General features: G+C 61.0%; 15 protein-coding genes and 1 tRNA gene. 13 read left to right on the top strand and 3 right to left on the bottom strand.

Annotated elements, in window-relative coordinates:
• The first annotated feature begins 2 nt into the window (after positions 1-2).
• The 3 genes from lpdA to A9D15_RS03525 all read left to right on the top strand — a co-directional run bounded on the left by lpdA (position 3) and on the right by A9D15_RS03525 (position 2,390).
• Complete coding sequence (gene lpdA / locus A9D15_RS03530) at positions 3-1,418, top strand: dihydrolipoyl dehydrogenase (RefSeq protein ID WP_066761835.1); 1,416 nt, start codon at positions 3-5, stop codon at positions 1,416-1,418.
• Positions 1,419-1,525: 107 nt separating this feature from the next.
• Positions 1,526-1,693: a hypothetical protein gene (locus A9D15_RS16400; protein ID WP_156521632.1), complete on the top strand. Its 168-nt coding sequence runs from the start codon at positions 1,526-1,528 to the stop codon at positions 1,691-1,693.
• Positions 1,694-1,733: 40 nt separating this feature from the next.
• On the top strand, positions 1,734-2,390 hold the full coding sequence (locus A9D15_RS03525) for a YitT family protein (protein WP_082924233.1): 657 nt from the start codon (positions 1,734-1,736) through the stop codon (positions 2,388-2,390).
• Positions 2,391-2,409: 19 nt separating this feature from the next.
• On the opposite strand, the gene A9D15_RS03520 is transcribed toward A9D15_RS03525, so the two are convergent.
• On the bottom strand, positions 2,410-3,048 hold the full coding sequence (locus A9D15_RS03520; protein WP_066761833.1) for a hypothetical protein: 639 nt from the start codon (positions 3,046-3,048) through the stop codon (positions 2,410-2,412).
• Between the two features lie 188 nt (positions 3,049-3,236).
• Between A9D15_RS03520 and A9D15_RS16155 the strand changes: the two genes are divergently transcribed.
• Positions 3,237-3,599: a PilZ domain-containing protein gene (locus A9D15_RS16155; RefSeq protein WP_082924232.1), complete on the top strand. Its 363-nt coding sequence runs from the start codon at positions 3,237-3,239 to the stop codon at positions 3,597-3,599.
• A gap of 103 nt (positions 3,600-3,702) precedes the next feature.
• Here the strand turns inward: A9D15_RS16155 and A9D15_RS16395 are convergent, their stop codons facing one another.
• Together A9D15_RS16395 and A9D15_RS03510 are read right to left on the bottom strand one after the other, a co-directional pair.
• Positions 3,703-4,068 (bottom strand): phosphatase PAP2 family protein, encoded by a 366-nt coding sequence (locus A9D15_RS16395; protein WP_172807456.1) that lies wholly within the window; start codon positions 4,066-4,068, stop codon positions 3,703-3,705.
• Between the two features lie 491 nt (positions 4,069-4,559).
• Positions 4,560-4,649: transfer RNA gene (locus A9D15_RS03510), tRNA-Ser, on the bottom strand.
• 172 nt (positions 4,650-4,821) lie between these two features.
• Between A9D15_RS03510 and A9D15_RS03505 the strand changes: the two genes are divergently transcribed.
• The 9 genes from A9D15_RS03505 to A9D15_RS03470 all read left to right on the top strand — a co-directional run bounded on the left by A9D15_RS03505 (position 4,822) and on the right by A9D15_RS03470 (position 13,507).
• Positions 4,822-5,796 (top strand): lytic murein transglycosylase, encoded by a 975-nt coding sequence (locus tag A9D15_RS03505; RefSeq protein WP_229660370.1) that lies wholly within the window; start codon positions 4,822-4,824, stop codon positions 5,794-5,796.
• 36 nt (positions 5,797-5,832) lie between these two features.
• Positions 5,833-7,038 carry a D-alanyl-D-alanine carboxypeptidase family protein gene (locus A9D15_RS03500; RefSeq protein ID WP_229660371.1) on the top strand — a complete coding sequence of 402 codons (1,206 nt, stop codon included), beginning with the start codon at positions 5,833-5,835 and terminating at the stop codon, positions 7,036-7,038.
• Position 7,039: 1 nt separating this feature from the next.
• Positions 7,040-7,672, top strand: a complete 633-nt coding sequence (tmk, locus tag A9D15_RS03495; RefSeq protein WP_066761827.1) for a dTMP kinase — start codon at positions 7,040-7,042, stop codon at positions 7,670-7,672.
• Positions 7,669-8,631 (top strand): DNA polymerase III subunit delta', encoded by a 963-nt coding sequence (locus A9D15_RS03490; RefSeq protein WP_066761826.1) that lies wholly within the window; start codon positions 7,669-7,671, stop codon positions 8,629-8,631. Before tmk ends, A9D15_RS03490 begins: the two co-directional genes overlap by 4 nt.
• A 55-nt stretch (positions 8,632-8,686) precedes the next feature.
• The gene (gene metG, locus A9D15_RS03485; RefSeq protein ID WP_066761824.1) at positions 8,687-10,249 is read left to right on the top strand and encodes a methionine--tRNA ligase; all 1,563 of its coding nucleotides are present in this window, start codon (positions 8,687-8,689) and stop codon (positions 10,247-10,249) included.
• A complete protein-coding gene (locus A9D15_RS03480) occupies positions 10,249-11,025 on the top strand; it encodes a TatD family hydrolase (protein ID WP_066761823.1) in 777 nt (258 codons plus the stop codon). The genes metG and A9D15_RS03480 overlap by 1 nt, the downstream gene beginning before the upstream one ends.
• The gene (locus A9D15_RS03475) at positions 11,022-11,789 is read left to right on the top strand and encodes an MBL fold metallo-hydrolase (protein ID WP_066761822.1); all 768 of its coding nucleotides are present in this window, start codon (positions 11,022-11,024) and stop codon (positions 11,787-11,789) included. The genes A9D15_RS03480 and A9D15_RS03475 overlap by 4 nt, the downstream gene beginning before the upstream one ends.
• Positions 11,786-11,959, top strand: a complete 174-nt coding sequence (locus A9D15_RS16715; protein WP_172807455.1) for a hypothetical protein — start codon at positions 11,786-11,788, stop codon at positions 11,957-11,959. Before A9D15_RS03475 ends, A9D15_RS16715 begins: the two co-directional genes overlap by 4 nt.
• 153 nt (positions 11,960-12,112) lie before the next feature.
• Positions 12,113-13,507 carry an ISNCY family transposase gene (locus tag A9D15_RS03470; protein WP_066761594.1) on the top strand — a complete coding sequence of 465 codons (1,395 nt, stop codon included), beginning with the start codon at positions 12,113-12,115 and terminating at the stop codon, positions 13,505-13,507.
• Positions 13,508-13,679: the final 172 nt, after the last annotated feature.

The following is a 13,679-nucleotide window of genomic DNA, read 5'->3' as shown; positions in this document are numbered from 1 at the left end:
AGATGTCGGCAAGCTATGACGTGATCGTCCTCGGTTCGGGACCCGGCGGCTATGTCGCGGCCATCCGGGCTTCGCAACTGGGTTTGAAGACCGCGATTGTCGAGCGTGAACTGCTCGGCGGTATCTGCCTCAACTGGGGTTGTATCCCGACCAAGGCGCTGCTGCGGTCGGCAGAGATCAAGCATTTCGCGGAACACGCGGGGGATTACGGCCTGAAAATCGCGGGCAAGATCGAGGCGGACCTCGAAGCGGTTGTGAAGCGCAGCCGCGGCGTCGCCTCGCAGCTCAACAAGGGTGTCACACACCTGATGAAGAAGAACAAGGTCACGGTGCACATGGGTGAGGGGACGCTGAAGTCGCCCACCAGCATCGAGGTCAAGGGCAAGGACGGCGCCGATACGATTTCGGCCAAGCACATCATCGTCGCCACCGGCGCGCGTGCTCGCGAGCTTCCGTTCGCAAAGGCGGACGGCGAGAGGATCTGGACCTATCGCCACGCGATGACGCCCAAGGAAATGCCGACCAAGCTGCTTGTCATGGGTTCTGGCGCGATCGGGATCGAGTTCGCCAGCTTCTACAACGACATGGGCGCGGACGTGACCGTGGTCGAGATGCTGGACCGCATCGTTCCGGTCGAGGACAAGGACGTTTCCGCGTTCCTCGAAAAGGCACTGACCAAGCAGGGCATGACGATCATGACCGGCGCGGGTGTCGAGGCGATCGAAGCTGGCACCAAGGGCGTGAAGGCCAAGATCAAGGGCAAGGACGGCAAGGTCGCCGAACACGAATTCAGTCACGTCATTTCGGCTGTCGGCATTGTGCCGAACACCGAAAACATCGGCCTTGAGGCTGTCGGCGCAAAGCTGGACCGCGGTTTCATCCAGATCGACGAACTGGGCCGCACCGGCGTCAAGGGACTTTGGGCCATCGGTGACTGCACCCCCGGACCGTGGCTCGCCCACAAGGCAAGCCACGAGGGCGTCACTGCTGCAGAAGCCATCGCGCAGGAACTCGGCAACAAGGACGTCCACCCGCACGGTCTTGATCGCAACAACATCCCGGGCTGCACTTACTGCCACCCGCAGATTGCCAGCGTCGGCATGACCGAGGAAAAGGCCAAGGAAGCCGGCTTCGAAGTGAAGGCGGGCACGTTCCCCTTCATCGGCAACGGCAAGGCCATCGCCCTGGGCGAACCCGAAGGGTTCGTGAAAACGGTGTTCGATGCCAAGACAGGCGAACTACTGGGCGCACACATGATCGGTGCGGAAGTGACCGAGATGATCCAGGGCTATGTCGTCGGCAAGACGCTGGAAACCACCGAAGCGGAACTGATGCAGACCGTCTTCCCGCACCCGACGATCAGCGAATCCATGCATGAAAGCGTGCTCGCGGCATATGGACGCGCGATCCATATCTGATGCTTAAAATCCGCCTGCCGCATGGCCGGATCGATCCGGCGCGGCGGGCGGAACGCAAAAGCTCTCTCGGTGGTATAGTCCTCAGAAAGGACCGATGGAGAGAGCCGATGGAATTCGAAATTCTCGATCACGAGACGCTCCCCAATCATGGCGAGCATGCCGCATTTTCACAGCTTGAGCGTCAACGCACCATTGCGCAGCGAACGCGTGAGGCCAAAGCCAGTCGGAAAATGGGCGTGCAATACATCGAAGAGCATCCTGTAGCGCCTTCCTGACGGACTTGTCCGGCTCTGCGTGAGCGTCTAGCGCTGCGCGATGGAAAAGCAGACGACCGCAAGAGATGTTGGGAAAACCGTACCCGAGACGGCTTTTCCCGAAGCTATACCTCACAGCATCGCCGAAGACGTTTATGGACTGGTGACGGGGTCGACTCTGTTTGCCATTGGTCTCACGCTAATGAAGGCCAGTGGCATCGTCACGGCCGGTATGGGAGGTCTCGCGCTCCTCGCATCCTATCTCAGCCCGCTAACCGTCGATCAGGCCTTCTGGCTCTTCAACATGCCGTTCTTTGTCCTGGCGTGGAATGCGCTGGGGAAGAACTATTTCATAAAATCCGTGGTCGCGGTCGGGCTTGTTTCCATCATCACGGCCATAACCCGGTTTTCGATGGAAATCGGCTCGATCCACCCGGCTTTCGGTGCACTTGCCGGCGGGACGGCGGCAGGCGCTGGAATCCTCGCCATTCTTCGCCACAAGGCCGGCGTGGGCGGCGTGACGATCCTGTCGATCTGGACGGAGAAGAAATTCGGGTGGAGCGTGGGCTGGATGAGCTTCGTGCTCGATGCGGCCATCATCCTGACCGCGATTCTCATGATCCCCTCCGACCTCGCACTATATTCCGTGCTGAGCGTAGCGGCGGTCAGCGGCATTCTCATCGCCTATCACAGGCCGGGGCGTTACACCGGCTACTGACCGCACGCTTCACTGCGTCTTAGCGGCCGGGTTCGACGCGGGTGGTGACGGCACCGTCATCAGTTCGAACGGGCCCGCGCGTATCGTGCATATCGTCTTCGACAGGCGTGACCGTGCCGTCTTTCACATCGGCCACCAGCTTGTCGAACAGCGCTTCATAATGGATCATGGCCTGGCGCAGGTCTTCGGTCGAAGCTTCGCCGCGCGACTGGCGTTCGGCGATTTCGTGACCGGCCAGATAGTGGCGCGCTTCGTCGGCATGGCTGACGGTGAGATCCTCATGACGACGGTCGAAGTCGGCCATCGGGAAGCCCTTGGTCTTCATCGTGCGGGCCAGTAGGCGATCGGCATGCAGCACGGCCTCGGGTGGGCTTTCCACGAAAACGGCTTTAACGTCGTGCCATTCGGCGGCGAACTTGTCGCGTTCTTCCACGGTCAGCGGGCGGATATCGAGTGCGTTGACGCGCTTCTCACGCTCTTCCAGCGCGGCCTCTGCCTTCCCGGTGTGGCCGACATGGTCAACGGTCCGATCGTATTCGTCACCGAACTTGTCGCGAAGATGGGCAGTGCGCTTTCGGGCGGCGAGGTACCATACGATCAGGCCCGCGATCACGAAGACCGCCAGCAAGATCCAGACAATCGGGTTTACGGCTTCCACGGCAATTCTCCTCAGCAGAGCCCCCACCGCCTGTTGCAAGTTCGAACGGATGTCCGGTCAAGTCGTTCCGAAACTGTTCGATCCCGGGACAGCCAACTGCCGGGTATGGTTACCGAAATTGTAACCATCTGCTCGAATCGGCATCAAAGGGGGGTACTCAGCCATCAAGTGACTTCGGGGGGAATGTCATGCAGTGTCGCCAGGAACAGCGTCGTAATCTCAATGCACCGTGCCGTATTCGTACCGGCCCGGGTCTTGCTCGCAGTGCAACGATTAGGGACCTGTCCTCGGACGGGTGCTCGCTGGAACCGACGCGTATTCCGCTGCGCCGGGCTGATATCGTAGAGGTCAATATCGGCGAGGGGTCGCCGATCAGGGCCGAAGTATGCTGGATGCGCTCTGGGGAAGGGATTGGTCTCCGCTTTCTCCGCGCGCTTCAGCCGCAGGTCCTGGACCAGCTGACCCGCAAGGCTCGCGACGCCTCGATCATGGGCGTGGCACCGCGCGAACCGATTCGGTTCGAGCAGACGGCCCTTCGCCCGGTCTGTTGAGGGGGAGAAGGCAGTAGAGCGGCGACCTGGGGAGTGCCGCTCGCTGCCTTCATCGACCTGTCATTACGAAACGACGGCGCCGGATAGTCGGCGCCGTTTTCGTTCATTCGGGCTGTGCCGGATCGAGTTCGGAAGGCTCTCCGTTCGGGCCCTCGATCTTGCGGGTGCTCTGGAGCTGCTTGGCAATCAAAGAGCAGAGCGCGGCCCAGATCGCGCCGACCGACCATCCTGCCAGAACATCGGTCGGCCAGTGCACGCCAAGATATACGCGGGTGAACCCGATCAGCAGGGCAAGCGCTATGGCAATCGCGATGAGATAGACCTGTATCTCGCGCTTCCTTTCGGCCCTCGCCAGCAGCACGGCCAGCGTCAGGTAGACGATGGACGAATTCATGGCATGCCCGCTTGGAAAGCTGGCCGAAGTCACGTCGACCAGATGCGGGACCAGTTCGGGGCGGGGGGCGGGCAAGAACCGCCTTGATTCCCGCACTCAGGATCGCGCCGCCTGCCATGGACAGGGCGACGAAGCCTGCGGTCGCCACCTTGCGCGATGCCACGAGGTAACCGACGGCGAGCGCCGTGATGAGAGTAAGCACTGCGACCCCGCCGAGTGCCGTAAAATCGATCATGGCCGTTTTGAGCCAGGTCGGCCCTACAGGCACGGAAACATCGGCCGCGGTGCGCAAGGCGCACAGGATGTGCTTGTCGAAGGCGAAGGTATCTCCCTCCGCGACTTCTGACGCGAGCTTCAGGAAGCCGAACAGCGCAACTGCGATGGCAAGAAAGCCGATGAGGATGAAGCTGTCGCGTCGGTGTGGCCGCATGAATTCGGCGACATCGTGTCCGTCGGTCATGCTTTCGCTCCGCGATCGGCGGGAGAAGATCGGGAAGTGGCCACGGCCATCCAACGATCTCCCGTTGGATTGGTGCCTGATACGCACTGGGGAGCGGTGAAGAAATTGGCGGACAGGGTGGGATTCGAACCCACGGTACGGTTGCCCGCACGGCGGTTTTCAAGACCGCTGCCTTAAACCACTCGGCCACCTGTCCGCGACGCAAAGCCCGCTAGCGACAAACATTCCGTTTGTCACGCGCATGCGTGCATGTACCGCATGGCGGGATTTATCATCGGCGCTTGCTGTGTCATTCTGCCTGCATGAAATTTCCCAGACGATTCATTCCGCTCCTTCAATCGCTTGCTCTTGTGTTCGGGGGTGCCGGCATGGCTGTCCCCGCCTCGGCGCAAGTCTATACCCAAAGTGGCTTCGAGAATTATCTCGAGCAGGTCCGGTCAAGGGCGAGGGCGGAAGGCGTATCGGAACGGGCAATCGCATCGGGCCTGTCGGGACTGACGCTGAACCAGCGAGTGATCGAACTCGATCGCCCCCAGGCCTATGACCCGAATTCGGTTCCGCCACCGTTTGAGCCCTATCGCCAAAAGCATGTCGACGCGGCGCGTATTGCGGGCGGTCAGCGCACTTATGCTGCCAATTCCTCGATCATACCTGCGATCGAGAGAGAATATGGCGTCCCGGGCCAGATCCTTGTCGCAATCTGGGGGCATGAGACGAACTACGGCTCTTTCATGGGCGGGTTCGACACGATCCGTTCGCTCGCGACGCTTGCCTATGAAGGCCGCCGGCGCGAACTGTTCGAGGATGAGCTTATCGCCTCGCTCAAGATGATCGACCGCGGCGTGGCTCGCTCGCAGCTTGTCGGCAGCTGGGCCGGGGCCATCGGCAATCCGCAGTTCCTGCCGTCTGTCTGGCTGCGCGTCGCCCAGGACGGCGATGGCAACGGCACGCGCGACATCTGGAACAGCCGGGCCGATACGCTGGCCTCGATCGCAGCCTACTTCCGCTCTGCCGGGTGGCGCCCGGGTGAACCGTGGGGTGTACCCGCCTATGTTCCGTCAGGCTTCAACCGCGACAGCGTGAAGACCCAGTTGTCCTCGCCCCGCTGCCCGCGCGTTTTCGCGCGGCACAGCCAGTGGCGTACGGTGGCGGAATGGAAGGCGATGGGTATACGGCCTCAGAAGGCGATCGCGGACGACACGATGGCTATCCTGTTCGAACCTGATGGCGAGGGAAGCACCGCGTATCTGCTGACAGGTAATTACCGGGTGATACTCGACTACAACTGTTCCAACTACTACGCGCTTTCGGTAGGCCTTCTGGCAGACGAAATCCGGCGCTGACGCCCGATCAGGCAACGCCGATACCGGGAAATGACGATGAAATTCGCCCACGGGGCCAGCGTCCGTATTGCCAGCGCGCTCTTGGCGGGTGCCGTTCTTGCCAGCCCCGCCCAGACGGTGGCCGAAGTTGCCGCTCCGCCCGCCGCCGAAAATGACGTGCCGACATTGCCCGCCTCGCTCGACGGGGCACCGATCGCGCTGATGATCGATCTTGGGTCGGGGCGAGTCCTCTTCAGCCGAGAGGAAGACCGCCGCTTCATGCCGGCGTCGCTCACGAAGCTGATGACGATCTACACCGCGTTCGAGATGCTGGACGAAGGTCTTTTGCAGCCTCAGCAACGCATGCCGGTTCGTGACGAGACCTTCCGCGAATGGAGCGGCAAGGGATCATCGATGTTCGTGGCGCAGGGGACGACCGTGGGTGTCGACGACCTGCTCCGCGCAATCCCGACCGTTTCCGCCAACGACGGCTGTGTCGTTTTGGCCGAAGGCGCTGCGGGAAGCGTCGCGAAGTTCACCGACATCATGAATGCCAAGGCGAAGGAACTTGGCATGAACGACAGTCACTTCAACACACCGAACGGCTGGCCCGACGAGGGGCGCACCTATACCAGCGCCCGCGACCTCGCGACGCTGGCAAAGGCGCTCATCACCAGGCATCCGCAGAAGTATCAGCGTTATTTCGGTATTCCCCAGTTCACCTGGAACGAGATCACGCAAAAGAACCGTAACCCCATCCTCGGTGTAGTCGATGGGGCGGACGGGCTGAAAACCGGCTTCACGAATGAAGCCGGTTACGGCTTTGTCGGCTCGGCAGAGCGGAATGGCCGCCGGATCGTAATGGTCATCGGCGGGACGCAGAGCGGGAGGGAGCGCAAGGCAATCGCGCGCGACTTCATCGCATGGGGATTCGACAGCTGGCGCGCCCATCAGCTCTATGGAATGAACCAGCCCGTCGCCGAAGTGGCACTTCAGGGCGGTGCCGAACGGCAGGTCGAACTTAAGGCGGAGCGCCCCGTTTTCGTGACTGTGCCGAACGGCGAAGACCCTCAGGCCAGAATCAGCGTACGCTATCTCGGGCCTGCCCAGGCGCCCATTGTGGAAGGGGACCGCGTGGCCAGGCTCGTCATCGAGACTGCTGACGGCCAAAAAAGCTCGGTGCCGCTGATCGCTTCCGAGAGTGTCGAAGAGGCGAACTGGTGGCAGCGGCTGCGCAACGGCCTGTTTTCGTTGGTGACCTGACATGGCGCGGGGGCGTTTCATTACCTTCGAGGGCGGGGAAGGGGTCGGCAAGTCGACCCAGATTGCCTTGCTTGCAAAGGCGCTGGCCGAGCGCGGGATCGATCATGTCGTCACGCGGGAGCCGGGCGGTACGCCCGGCGCGGAAGCGTTGCGGGCACTGCTTCTTTCGCCCGATAACGACTGGGGCGACAGAGCCGAAGCATTGCTTTTCGCGGCGGCGCGTTCCGACCATGTCGAAAAGCTGATCCGCCCTGCGATCGAGTCCGGAAAGTGGGTCCTGTGCGACCGCTATCTGGATTCGAGCCGCGCCTATCAGGGTGGAGCAGGCGGCCTTGGTGACGAGGACATCCTCGAATTGCACCTGATCGGGAGCATGGGCCTTCTGCCTGATCTGACGATCCTGCTTGAACTGGATCCAAGCGAAGCGGCACGCCGTGCCGACGATCGCGATGCAGGGGCTGCGGACCGGATCGGGGCAAAGGCGAGCGATTATCACGCTGATGTGCGCGCCTGTTTCCGAGCACTAGCCGATGCCGATCCTGATCGTTTTGCCATCGTCAGCGCGGATGGAACTGCCGACGATGTGCACGCACGGGTCCTGCACGCGGTCGATTCCATGGCAGCGGCGCGATGAGCGAACTCGTGGGGCACGAAACCCCGTGGCAGGAATGGCGCGCCGCAATGGCGGGTGGCCGAATGCATCACGGATGGCTGCTCACCGGACCTTCCGGTCTGGGAAAAGCCGGATTTGCCTTGGCGGCTGCGGCAGAGCTCGTGGCAGAACCGGGGGTGCCGCAGCCGCCCGCTGAAAGTCACCCCGATATCATCGTGCTTTCGCGCCTGCCTGCCACTGCCGATGACGAGAAGAAGCGTGAGGACGGCAAGCCTTACGCCACAAAGCGAAGCATCAGTGTCGATCAGGTCCGCGCCATGCAGCGGCGTCTTACCACGCGTCCCACTTTGGGTGCAAAGCGCGCGATCATCTTCGATTCCGCCGACGATCTCGAGAAGTCGGCGGTCAACGCGCTGCTTAAAAGTCTTGAGGAGCCGCCGGTCGGCAGCTTCTTCCTGCTCGTTTCGCACCGCCCCGGGGGCTTGCTTCCGACAGTCCGCTCGCGCTGTCGCACCTTGCGCTTCCAACCCCTGCCGGACGCCGAGGTGGAGCGCATCGTGGCCATGAACGAGCCGCAGGCAAGCAGCGAAGCTCGCACTGCAGCCGTCCGGGCAGCACATGGCTCACCCGGCGCTGCCATGAAGTTCATCGAGAACGATCTTGCAGCGATCCGGCGTGAACTGGTGCGGATCGTCGAGGAAGGCGACAATGATTTTTCTCGCCGCGGCGCGCTTGCTGCCGCGATCGGCGCCCGCCCCGATCGCGAACGGCTGCTTGCCAGTGTTGAGCTCGCCCGCACGATCTGTGCAGAGTGCGCGGCACTCGCTTCGCGTCCGTTTCAGGCCCGCCTGATCGAGGCGCATACGCAGCTGACCCGCTTCGGGCGCGAAATCCCCTATGCCAATTTCGATGCCGGACTGGCCGTGGTGGAAATTGGCGGCTTGCTGGCAGCGGCAGCCGTCCCTAAGGATGGCCGCTGACCGGCGTGTTGCAACGCCGCAAACATCCCGCAACGCCTGACGAAAGCAGGGCCTGATGGCCGAACCCTATTACATCACCACAGCGATCCACTATCCGAACGGCAAGCCGCATATCGGCCATGCCTACGAAACCATTGCCGCCGACGTAATCGCCCGGTTTCAGACCGCGATGGGGCGTGAAGTCCGGTTCCAGACCGGTACGGACGAGCACGGCTTGAAGATGGCGCAGAAAGCCCGCGAGCTCGACATGGATGTTCGCGATCTTTGCAACGAAATGTCGCAGCATTTCCGTGATTTGTTCGATCTTCTTGATATCGGATATAGCAACTTCATCCGGACGACAGATGATCGCCATCACGCGGCGAGCCAGGCTCTGTGGAACGCGATGGAGGCGTCGGGCGACCTTTATCTCGACCGGTACGAAGGTTGGTATTCGATCCGTGACGAAGCCTATTACGACGAAAGCGAACTGACCAACGGGGAAGGGGGCGAAAAGCTCTCGCCTCAGGGTACGCCTGTCGAGTGGACGGTCGAGGAATCGTGGTTCTTCAAACTTTCGAAGTACCAGGAGCCGCTTCTTGCGCTCTATCGTGACAATCCGGACTTCATCCGCCCGGCAAGCCGCCGCAATGAGGTCATGCGTTTTGTGGAAGGCGGCCTGCGCGATCTCTCCGTTTCGCGGACCAGCTTTGACTGGGGCGTGAAGGTTCCGGGTGCGGATGATCACGTCATGTATGTCTGGGTCGACGCCTTGACGAACTATCTCACCGGTCTTGGGTATCCTGACGCGACCGAGGACATGGCGAAGTTCTGGCCGGCAGACCTGCACTTGATCGGAAAGGACATCGTCCGGTTCCACACGGTCTACTGGCCCGCCTTCCTTATGAGCGCGAAGATACCGGTGCCGAAACAGGTGTTTGGGCACGGATTTCTGCTCAATCGCGGACAGAAGGAATCCAAATCGCTCGGCAATGTGACCGATCCGGTCGATCTGGCCCACAAATTCGGCGTTGATCCGCTGCGCTATTTCCTGATGCGCGAAATCGCGTTCGGACAGGACGGATCCTATTCCCCCGAAGCGATCGTGACCCGCGCCAACGCCGAACTCGCCAACAGCTTCGGCAACCTGGCTCAGCGTACATTGTCCATGATCTTCAAGAACATGGATGGCGAACTTATCAATCCTACGCAGATTGATGATGCTGACGAAGACCTGTTCGCTAGCGTCGCGGCAGGTGTCGCCGACCTGAAGGCTTCGTTTGCGGACCTCGCGTTCAGTGAGGGTCTCGACGCCTGGATGAAGGCGGTCTTTGCCTGCAACCAATACGTTGACGAAATGGCGCCGTGGGCCCTGCGCAAGACCGATCCTGAACGTATGCAGGCGGTGCTTATGACGCTGTTCAAAGTCGTGCGCGATCTTGCAATCGCAGTCCGCCCGGTCGTGCCCAGTTCGATCGACAAGCTGCTCGACCAGATGGGCGTTCCGGCTGACGCGCGTGACTATGCCGCGATCGAGGATACTGACTGGTTCGGTTCACTCTGTTCAAGCGGGTTCAGGATCGAAAAGCCGGTCGGCGTGTTCCCAAGGTTGGAAATGCCCGAAGAAACCGCTGCCTGATGTTGATCGATTCCCACTGCCACCTGAACTACAAGGGTATCGTCGAACGCCAGAAAGACGTGTTGGACGCTGCTCGCGAGCGCGGCGTCCGGGGATTCCTCAATATTTCGACCCGCCAGAGTGAATGGAGCGACATTGTCGCCACCGCAGAACGTGAGGAAGACGTTTGGGCGAGTGTCGGTATCCACCCGCATGAAGCCGATCGACACCAAGATCTGGGCACCGAGGCGCTCCTTCAGGCTACACGGCACCAGAAAGTTATCGCCATCGGTGAAACCGGGCTGGACTACTACTACGAACATTCGGACCGCGAGGTTCAAAAGGCTCTTTTCCGCGTCCATATCGACGTTTCGCGTCAGACCAGTTTACCTCTGATCATCCATACGCGCAATGCAGAGAAGGACACGCTCAACATCCTGCGGGACGAGATGGGGAAGGGCGCCTTCCCAGCTCTCATCCACTGCTTCACCGCGTCCCAGGAATTTGGCGAGGCAGTGCTGGAACTTGGACTAAGCATTTCACTTTCGGGTATCGTAACCTTCAAGAATGCTAAGGACTTACAGGAAACTGCCAAGATCATTCCTGAAGACCGTATCCTCGTCGAAACAGATTCGCCGTTCCTGGCGCCGGTCCCGCATCGCGGCAAGACTTGCGAACCCGCTTTCGTGGCCGACACTCTGCAATTCGTGGCCGATCTTCGCGGTGTGAGTGCCGATGAGCTGAGCGAGACGACAGGACGCAATTTCGCCGCGCTGTTCAGCAAGGCGCGCGTATGAAGCTTCTGGTTCTCGGTTCCGGTACGTCGACCGGCGTTCCGCGGGTCGGGAATGACTGGGGTGCCTGCGATCCTGACAACCCGAAAAACCGCCGATCGCGCGTTTCCATCATCGTAGAAGCAGACGACGGACAGCGCGTCCTTGTCGACACCTCGACGGACTTGCGCCAACAGCTCTTGGCGAATGATATCGATGCGATCGACGCGGTTTTCTGGACCCACGATCACGCCGATCATTGCCATGGGATCGATGATCTCCGCGTCCTCCGATACGGCCGCGGTGGCCCGATTCCAGGTTACGCCGCGTCTGAGACCGTCCGGCGGCTGCGGCAGCGTTTCGGATATGTGTTTGCCGGGCAACACGGCTATCCGACCATTGTGACCGTCGATACGCTCGACCGACTTCGGCTCGTTGCCGGAATGTCAGTCGAATGGACGCAGTGCCCGCATGGTCCGGCGCAAAGTACGGCATTCCGATTCTCCAGCGGTAACCATTCGATCGGATACGCCACCGACTTCAGCGAGATCACGGGCGATCTGGTCTATACCATGGAAGGTGTCGACATTCTCGTGGTTGATTGCCTGCGGCGAGAACCGCACCCGACACACGCGCATTTGGGCATGGCGCTCGAACTCGCCGAACGCTGCGACGCCAAGCGGGTGATTCTGACGCATCTCGACAAAAGCATGGACTATGATGTGGTTGCGGCTGAAACGCCGGAGCATGTCGAACCTGCCTTTGACGGAATGGTCGTGACGCTGTGACGACGCTCGCGATCGTTTCGATAGTCAGTATGCTTGGTTGGCTGGTGCTCGCCGTCGCCAGTTATCGGTCGTACGATCTGCCGAAGGTCAAGATGCTTAGGCAGATTGCGATGTGGGTGGTTTTGTTCACTATCATAGCCCTGATTCTCAAGGGTCTGGGCTTCTCGTGATCAAAGCCATTATTTAACATAATATATATTATCCAATTTGTATTGTTGTAAGCGCAATTTAGAAATGTCACTCCCCGCAAGTTAGAGATGTCACAACCGGGACGTCTCGCGGTTCCGGTGGCATGTCTTCCTGCAAGGCGGGAGGACTTGGCTATGACGGTGGTGGCGATGAGCCATGGCGAGCTTACACGGCACGATACGCTGCTTCGTTTCGAGCGTGGCGAACTGAGGATCGAAGATGCAGCGGTGCTTCTCGGGGTTTGCCGGCGACAGGTTTACCGATTGCTTGACCGGTGGCACGCAGACGGCCCCGAGGGTCTCGTTTCCTGGAAGCGCGGCCGTCCGAGCAACCGTACGTTCAAGGCGGAGTTGCGCGACCGGGTTCTCAGCCTGATCCGTGAGCACTACCATGATTTCGGTCCGACGCTGGCGACCGAGTATCTTGCGGAGCGGCACCAGATCACCATTTCGCGCGAAACGCTGCGCAAGTGGATGATCCAGGAAGGACTCTGGAAGGACCGCGATGCCCGCCGCCCACGTCCTTATCAGCCCCGTTATCGCCGGGACTGCCGCGGCGAGCTGGTCCAGGTCGATGGTTCGAAGCACTGGTGGTTCGAGGACCGCGGGCCGCAATGCACGCTTTTGGTCTACATCGACGACGCCACCAGCGAGCTGATGCACCTGAAGATGGTCGAGAGCGAGAGTACGTTCGCCTACATGGACGCAACCCGCGAGTATATCGAGCAGCACGGCAAGCCGGTGGCGTTCTATTCGGACAAGCACTCCGTGTTCCGCAACAACACGGCCTCGGCCAAGAGCGACGGCATGACCCACTTCGGGCGGGCGCTCGAGGCGTTGAACATCGAGATCATCTGCGCAAACTCACCGCAGGCCAAGGGCCGGGTCGAGCGGGCAAACGCGACACTGCAGGACCGTCTGGTCAAGGCGATGCGCCTAGAAGGCATCTCGACGATCGGCGATGCCAACGCGTTCCTGCCGGGCTATATGGCGCGGCACAATCAGCGGTTCGCCAGGGCGCCATTCGATCCGCGCGATGTGCATCGCCCCCTCGCCCTGCACGACGATCTCAAGGCGGAGATGGTCTGGCGCGAGTGGCGCACGGTAACGCAGGCACTGGCGCTGCATTACAACAAGGCGCTTTTTATTCTCAAGCCTAACGAGATCAGCCGGTCGCTGGCGGGCAAGCGCGTCGAGGTCTGTGAATACCCGGACGGCCGCCTCGAGATCCGCCATGGCGAGCACGTCCTTCCCTACCGCATGCACGACAAGATCCGGCAAGTGAACCAGGCGGCAATCGTCGAGAACAAGCATCTCGATGCGGCGCTGGCGGTGGCGAAGGCGATGCAGGAGTTGCTGCCCCCGCGGAAGCGAAACAAAAATGAGCCGTGCCGCAGCTCGCAGGGGGCGCACATGTTCCCCTCGCCTGCGCCGCAGGACCAACCGACGGTTAAGCGCAAGCGTGGGCGCCCTCCGCTCCGGCGCCTGACCCCGGCTGAACGGGCCCAGCGCATGGGCGAAAGGGTCTGAGAGGGCCCACTGCTGACGCAGCGGGTCCGAAGACTGACATCTGATAGACCAGCGCACCAGCAGGGGCAGCGCTGCGCAGGATCGCAGGGCTACGCGCTACCCCTGCTGCATCAAACGGTGACATCTCTATCTGGCGGAAATAGGGTCTTCTCTAAGTTGCACGAACATATTG

Source organism: Croceicoccus pelagius, from assembly GCF_001661915.1.
GTDB classification, from domain to species: Bacteria; Pseudomonadota; Alphaproteobacteria; order Sphingomonadales; family Sphingomonadaceae; genus Croceicoccus; species Croceicoccus pelagius.
This window is presented reverse-complemented; position numbering and strand designations above follow the sequence as displayed.

What these genes read in the sequence shown, in the direction of transcription:
- tmk (WP_066761827.1), top strand. Translation starts at nt 7,040, where the DNA reads ATGGCGCGGGGGCGTTTCATTACCTTCGAGGGCGGGGAAGGGGTCGGC.
- lpdA (WP_066761835.1), top strand. Translation starts at nt 3, where the DNA reads ATGTCGGCAAGCTATGACGTGATCGTCCTCGGTTCGGGACCCGGCGGC.
- A9D15_RS16400 (WP_156521632.1), top strand. Translation starts at nt 1,526, where the DNA reads ATGGAATTCGAAATTCTCGATCACGAGACGCTCCCCAATCATGGCGAG.
- A9D15_RS03490 (WP_066761826.1), top strand. Translation starts at nt 7,669, where the DNA reads ATGAGCGAACTCGTGGGGCACGAAACCCCGTGGCAGGAATGGCGCGCC.
- A9D15_RS03470 (WP_066761594.1), top strand. Translation starts at nt 12,113, where the DNA reads ATGACGGTGGTGGCGATGAGCCATGGCGAGCTTACACGGCACGATACG.
- A9D15_RS03480 (WP_066761823.1), top strand. Translation starts at nt 10,249, where the DNA reads ATGTTGATCGATTCCCACTGCCACCTGAACTACAAGGGTATCGTCGAA.
- A9D15_RS03525 (WP_082924233.1), top strand. Translation starts at nt 1,734, where the DNA reads ATGGAAAAGCAGACGACCGCAAGAGATGTTGGGAAAACCGTACCCGAG.
- A9D15_RS03500 (WP_229660371.1), top strand. Translation starts at nt 5,833, where the DNA reads ATGAAATTCGCCCACGGGGCCAGCGTCCGTATTGCCAGCGCGCTCTTG.
- A9D15_RS16155 (WP_082924232.1), top strand. Translation starts at nt 3,237, where the DNA reads ATGCAGTGTCGCCAGGAACAGCGTCGTAATCTCAATGCACCGTGCCGT.
- A9D15_RS03505 (WP_229660370.1), top strand. Translation starts at nt 4,822, where the DNA reads ATGGCTGTCCCCGCCTCGGCGCAAGTCTATACCCAAAGTGGCTTCGAG.
- metG (WP_066761824.1), top strand. Translation starts at nt 8,687, where the DNA reads ATGGCCGAACCCTATTACATCACCACAGCGATCCACTATCCGAACGGC.
- A9D15_RS03475 (WP_066761822.1), top strand. Translation starts at nt 11,022, where the DNA reads ATGAAGCTTCTGGTTCTCGGTTCCGGTACGTCGACCGGCGTTCCGCGG.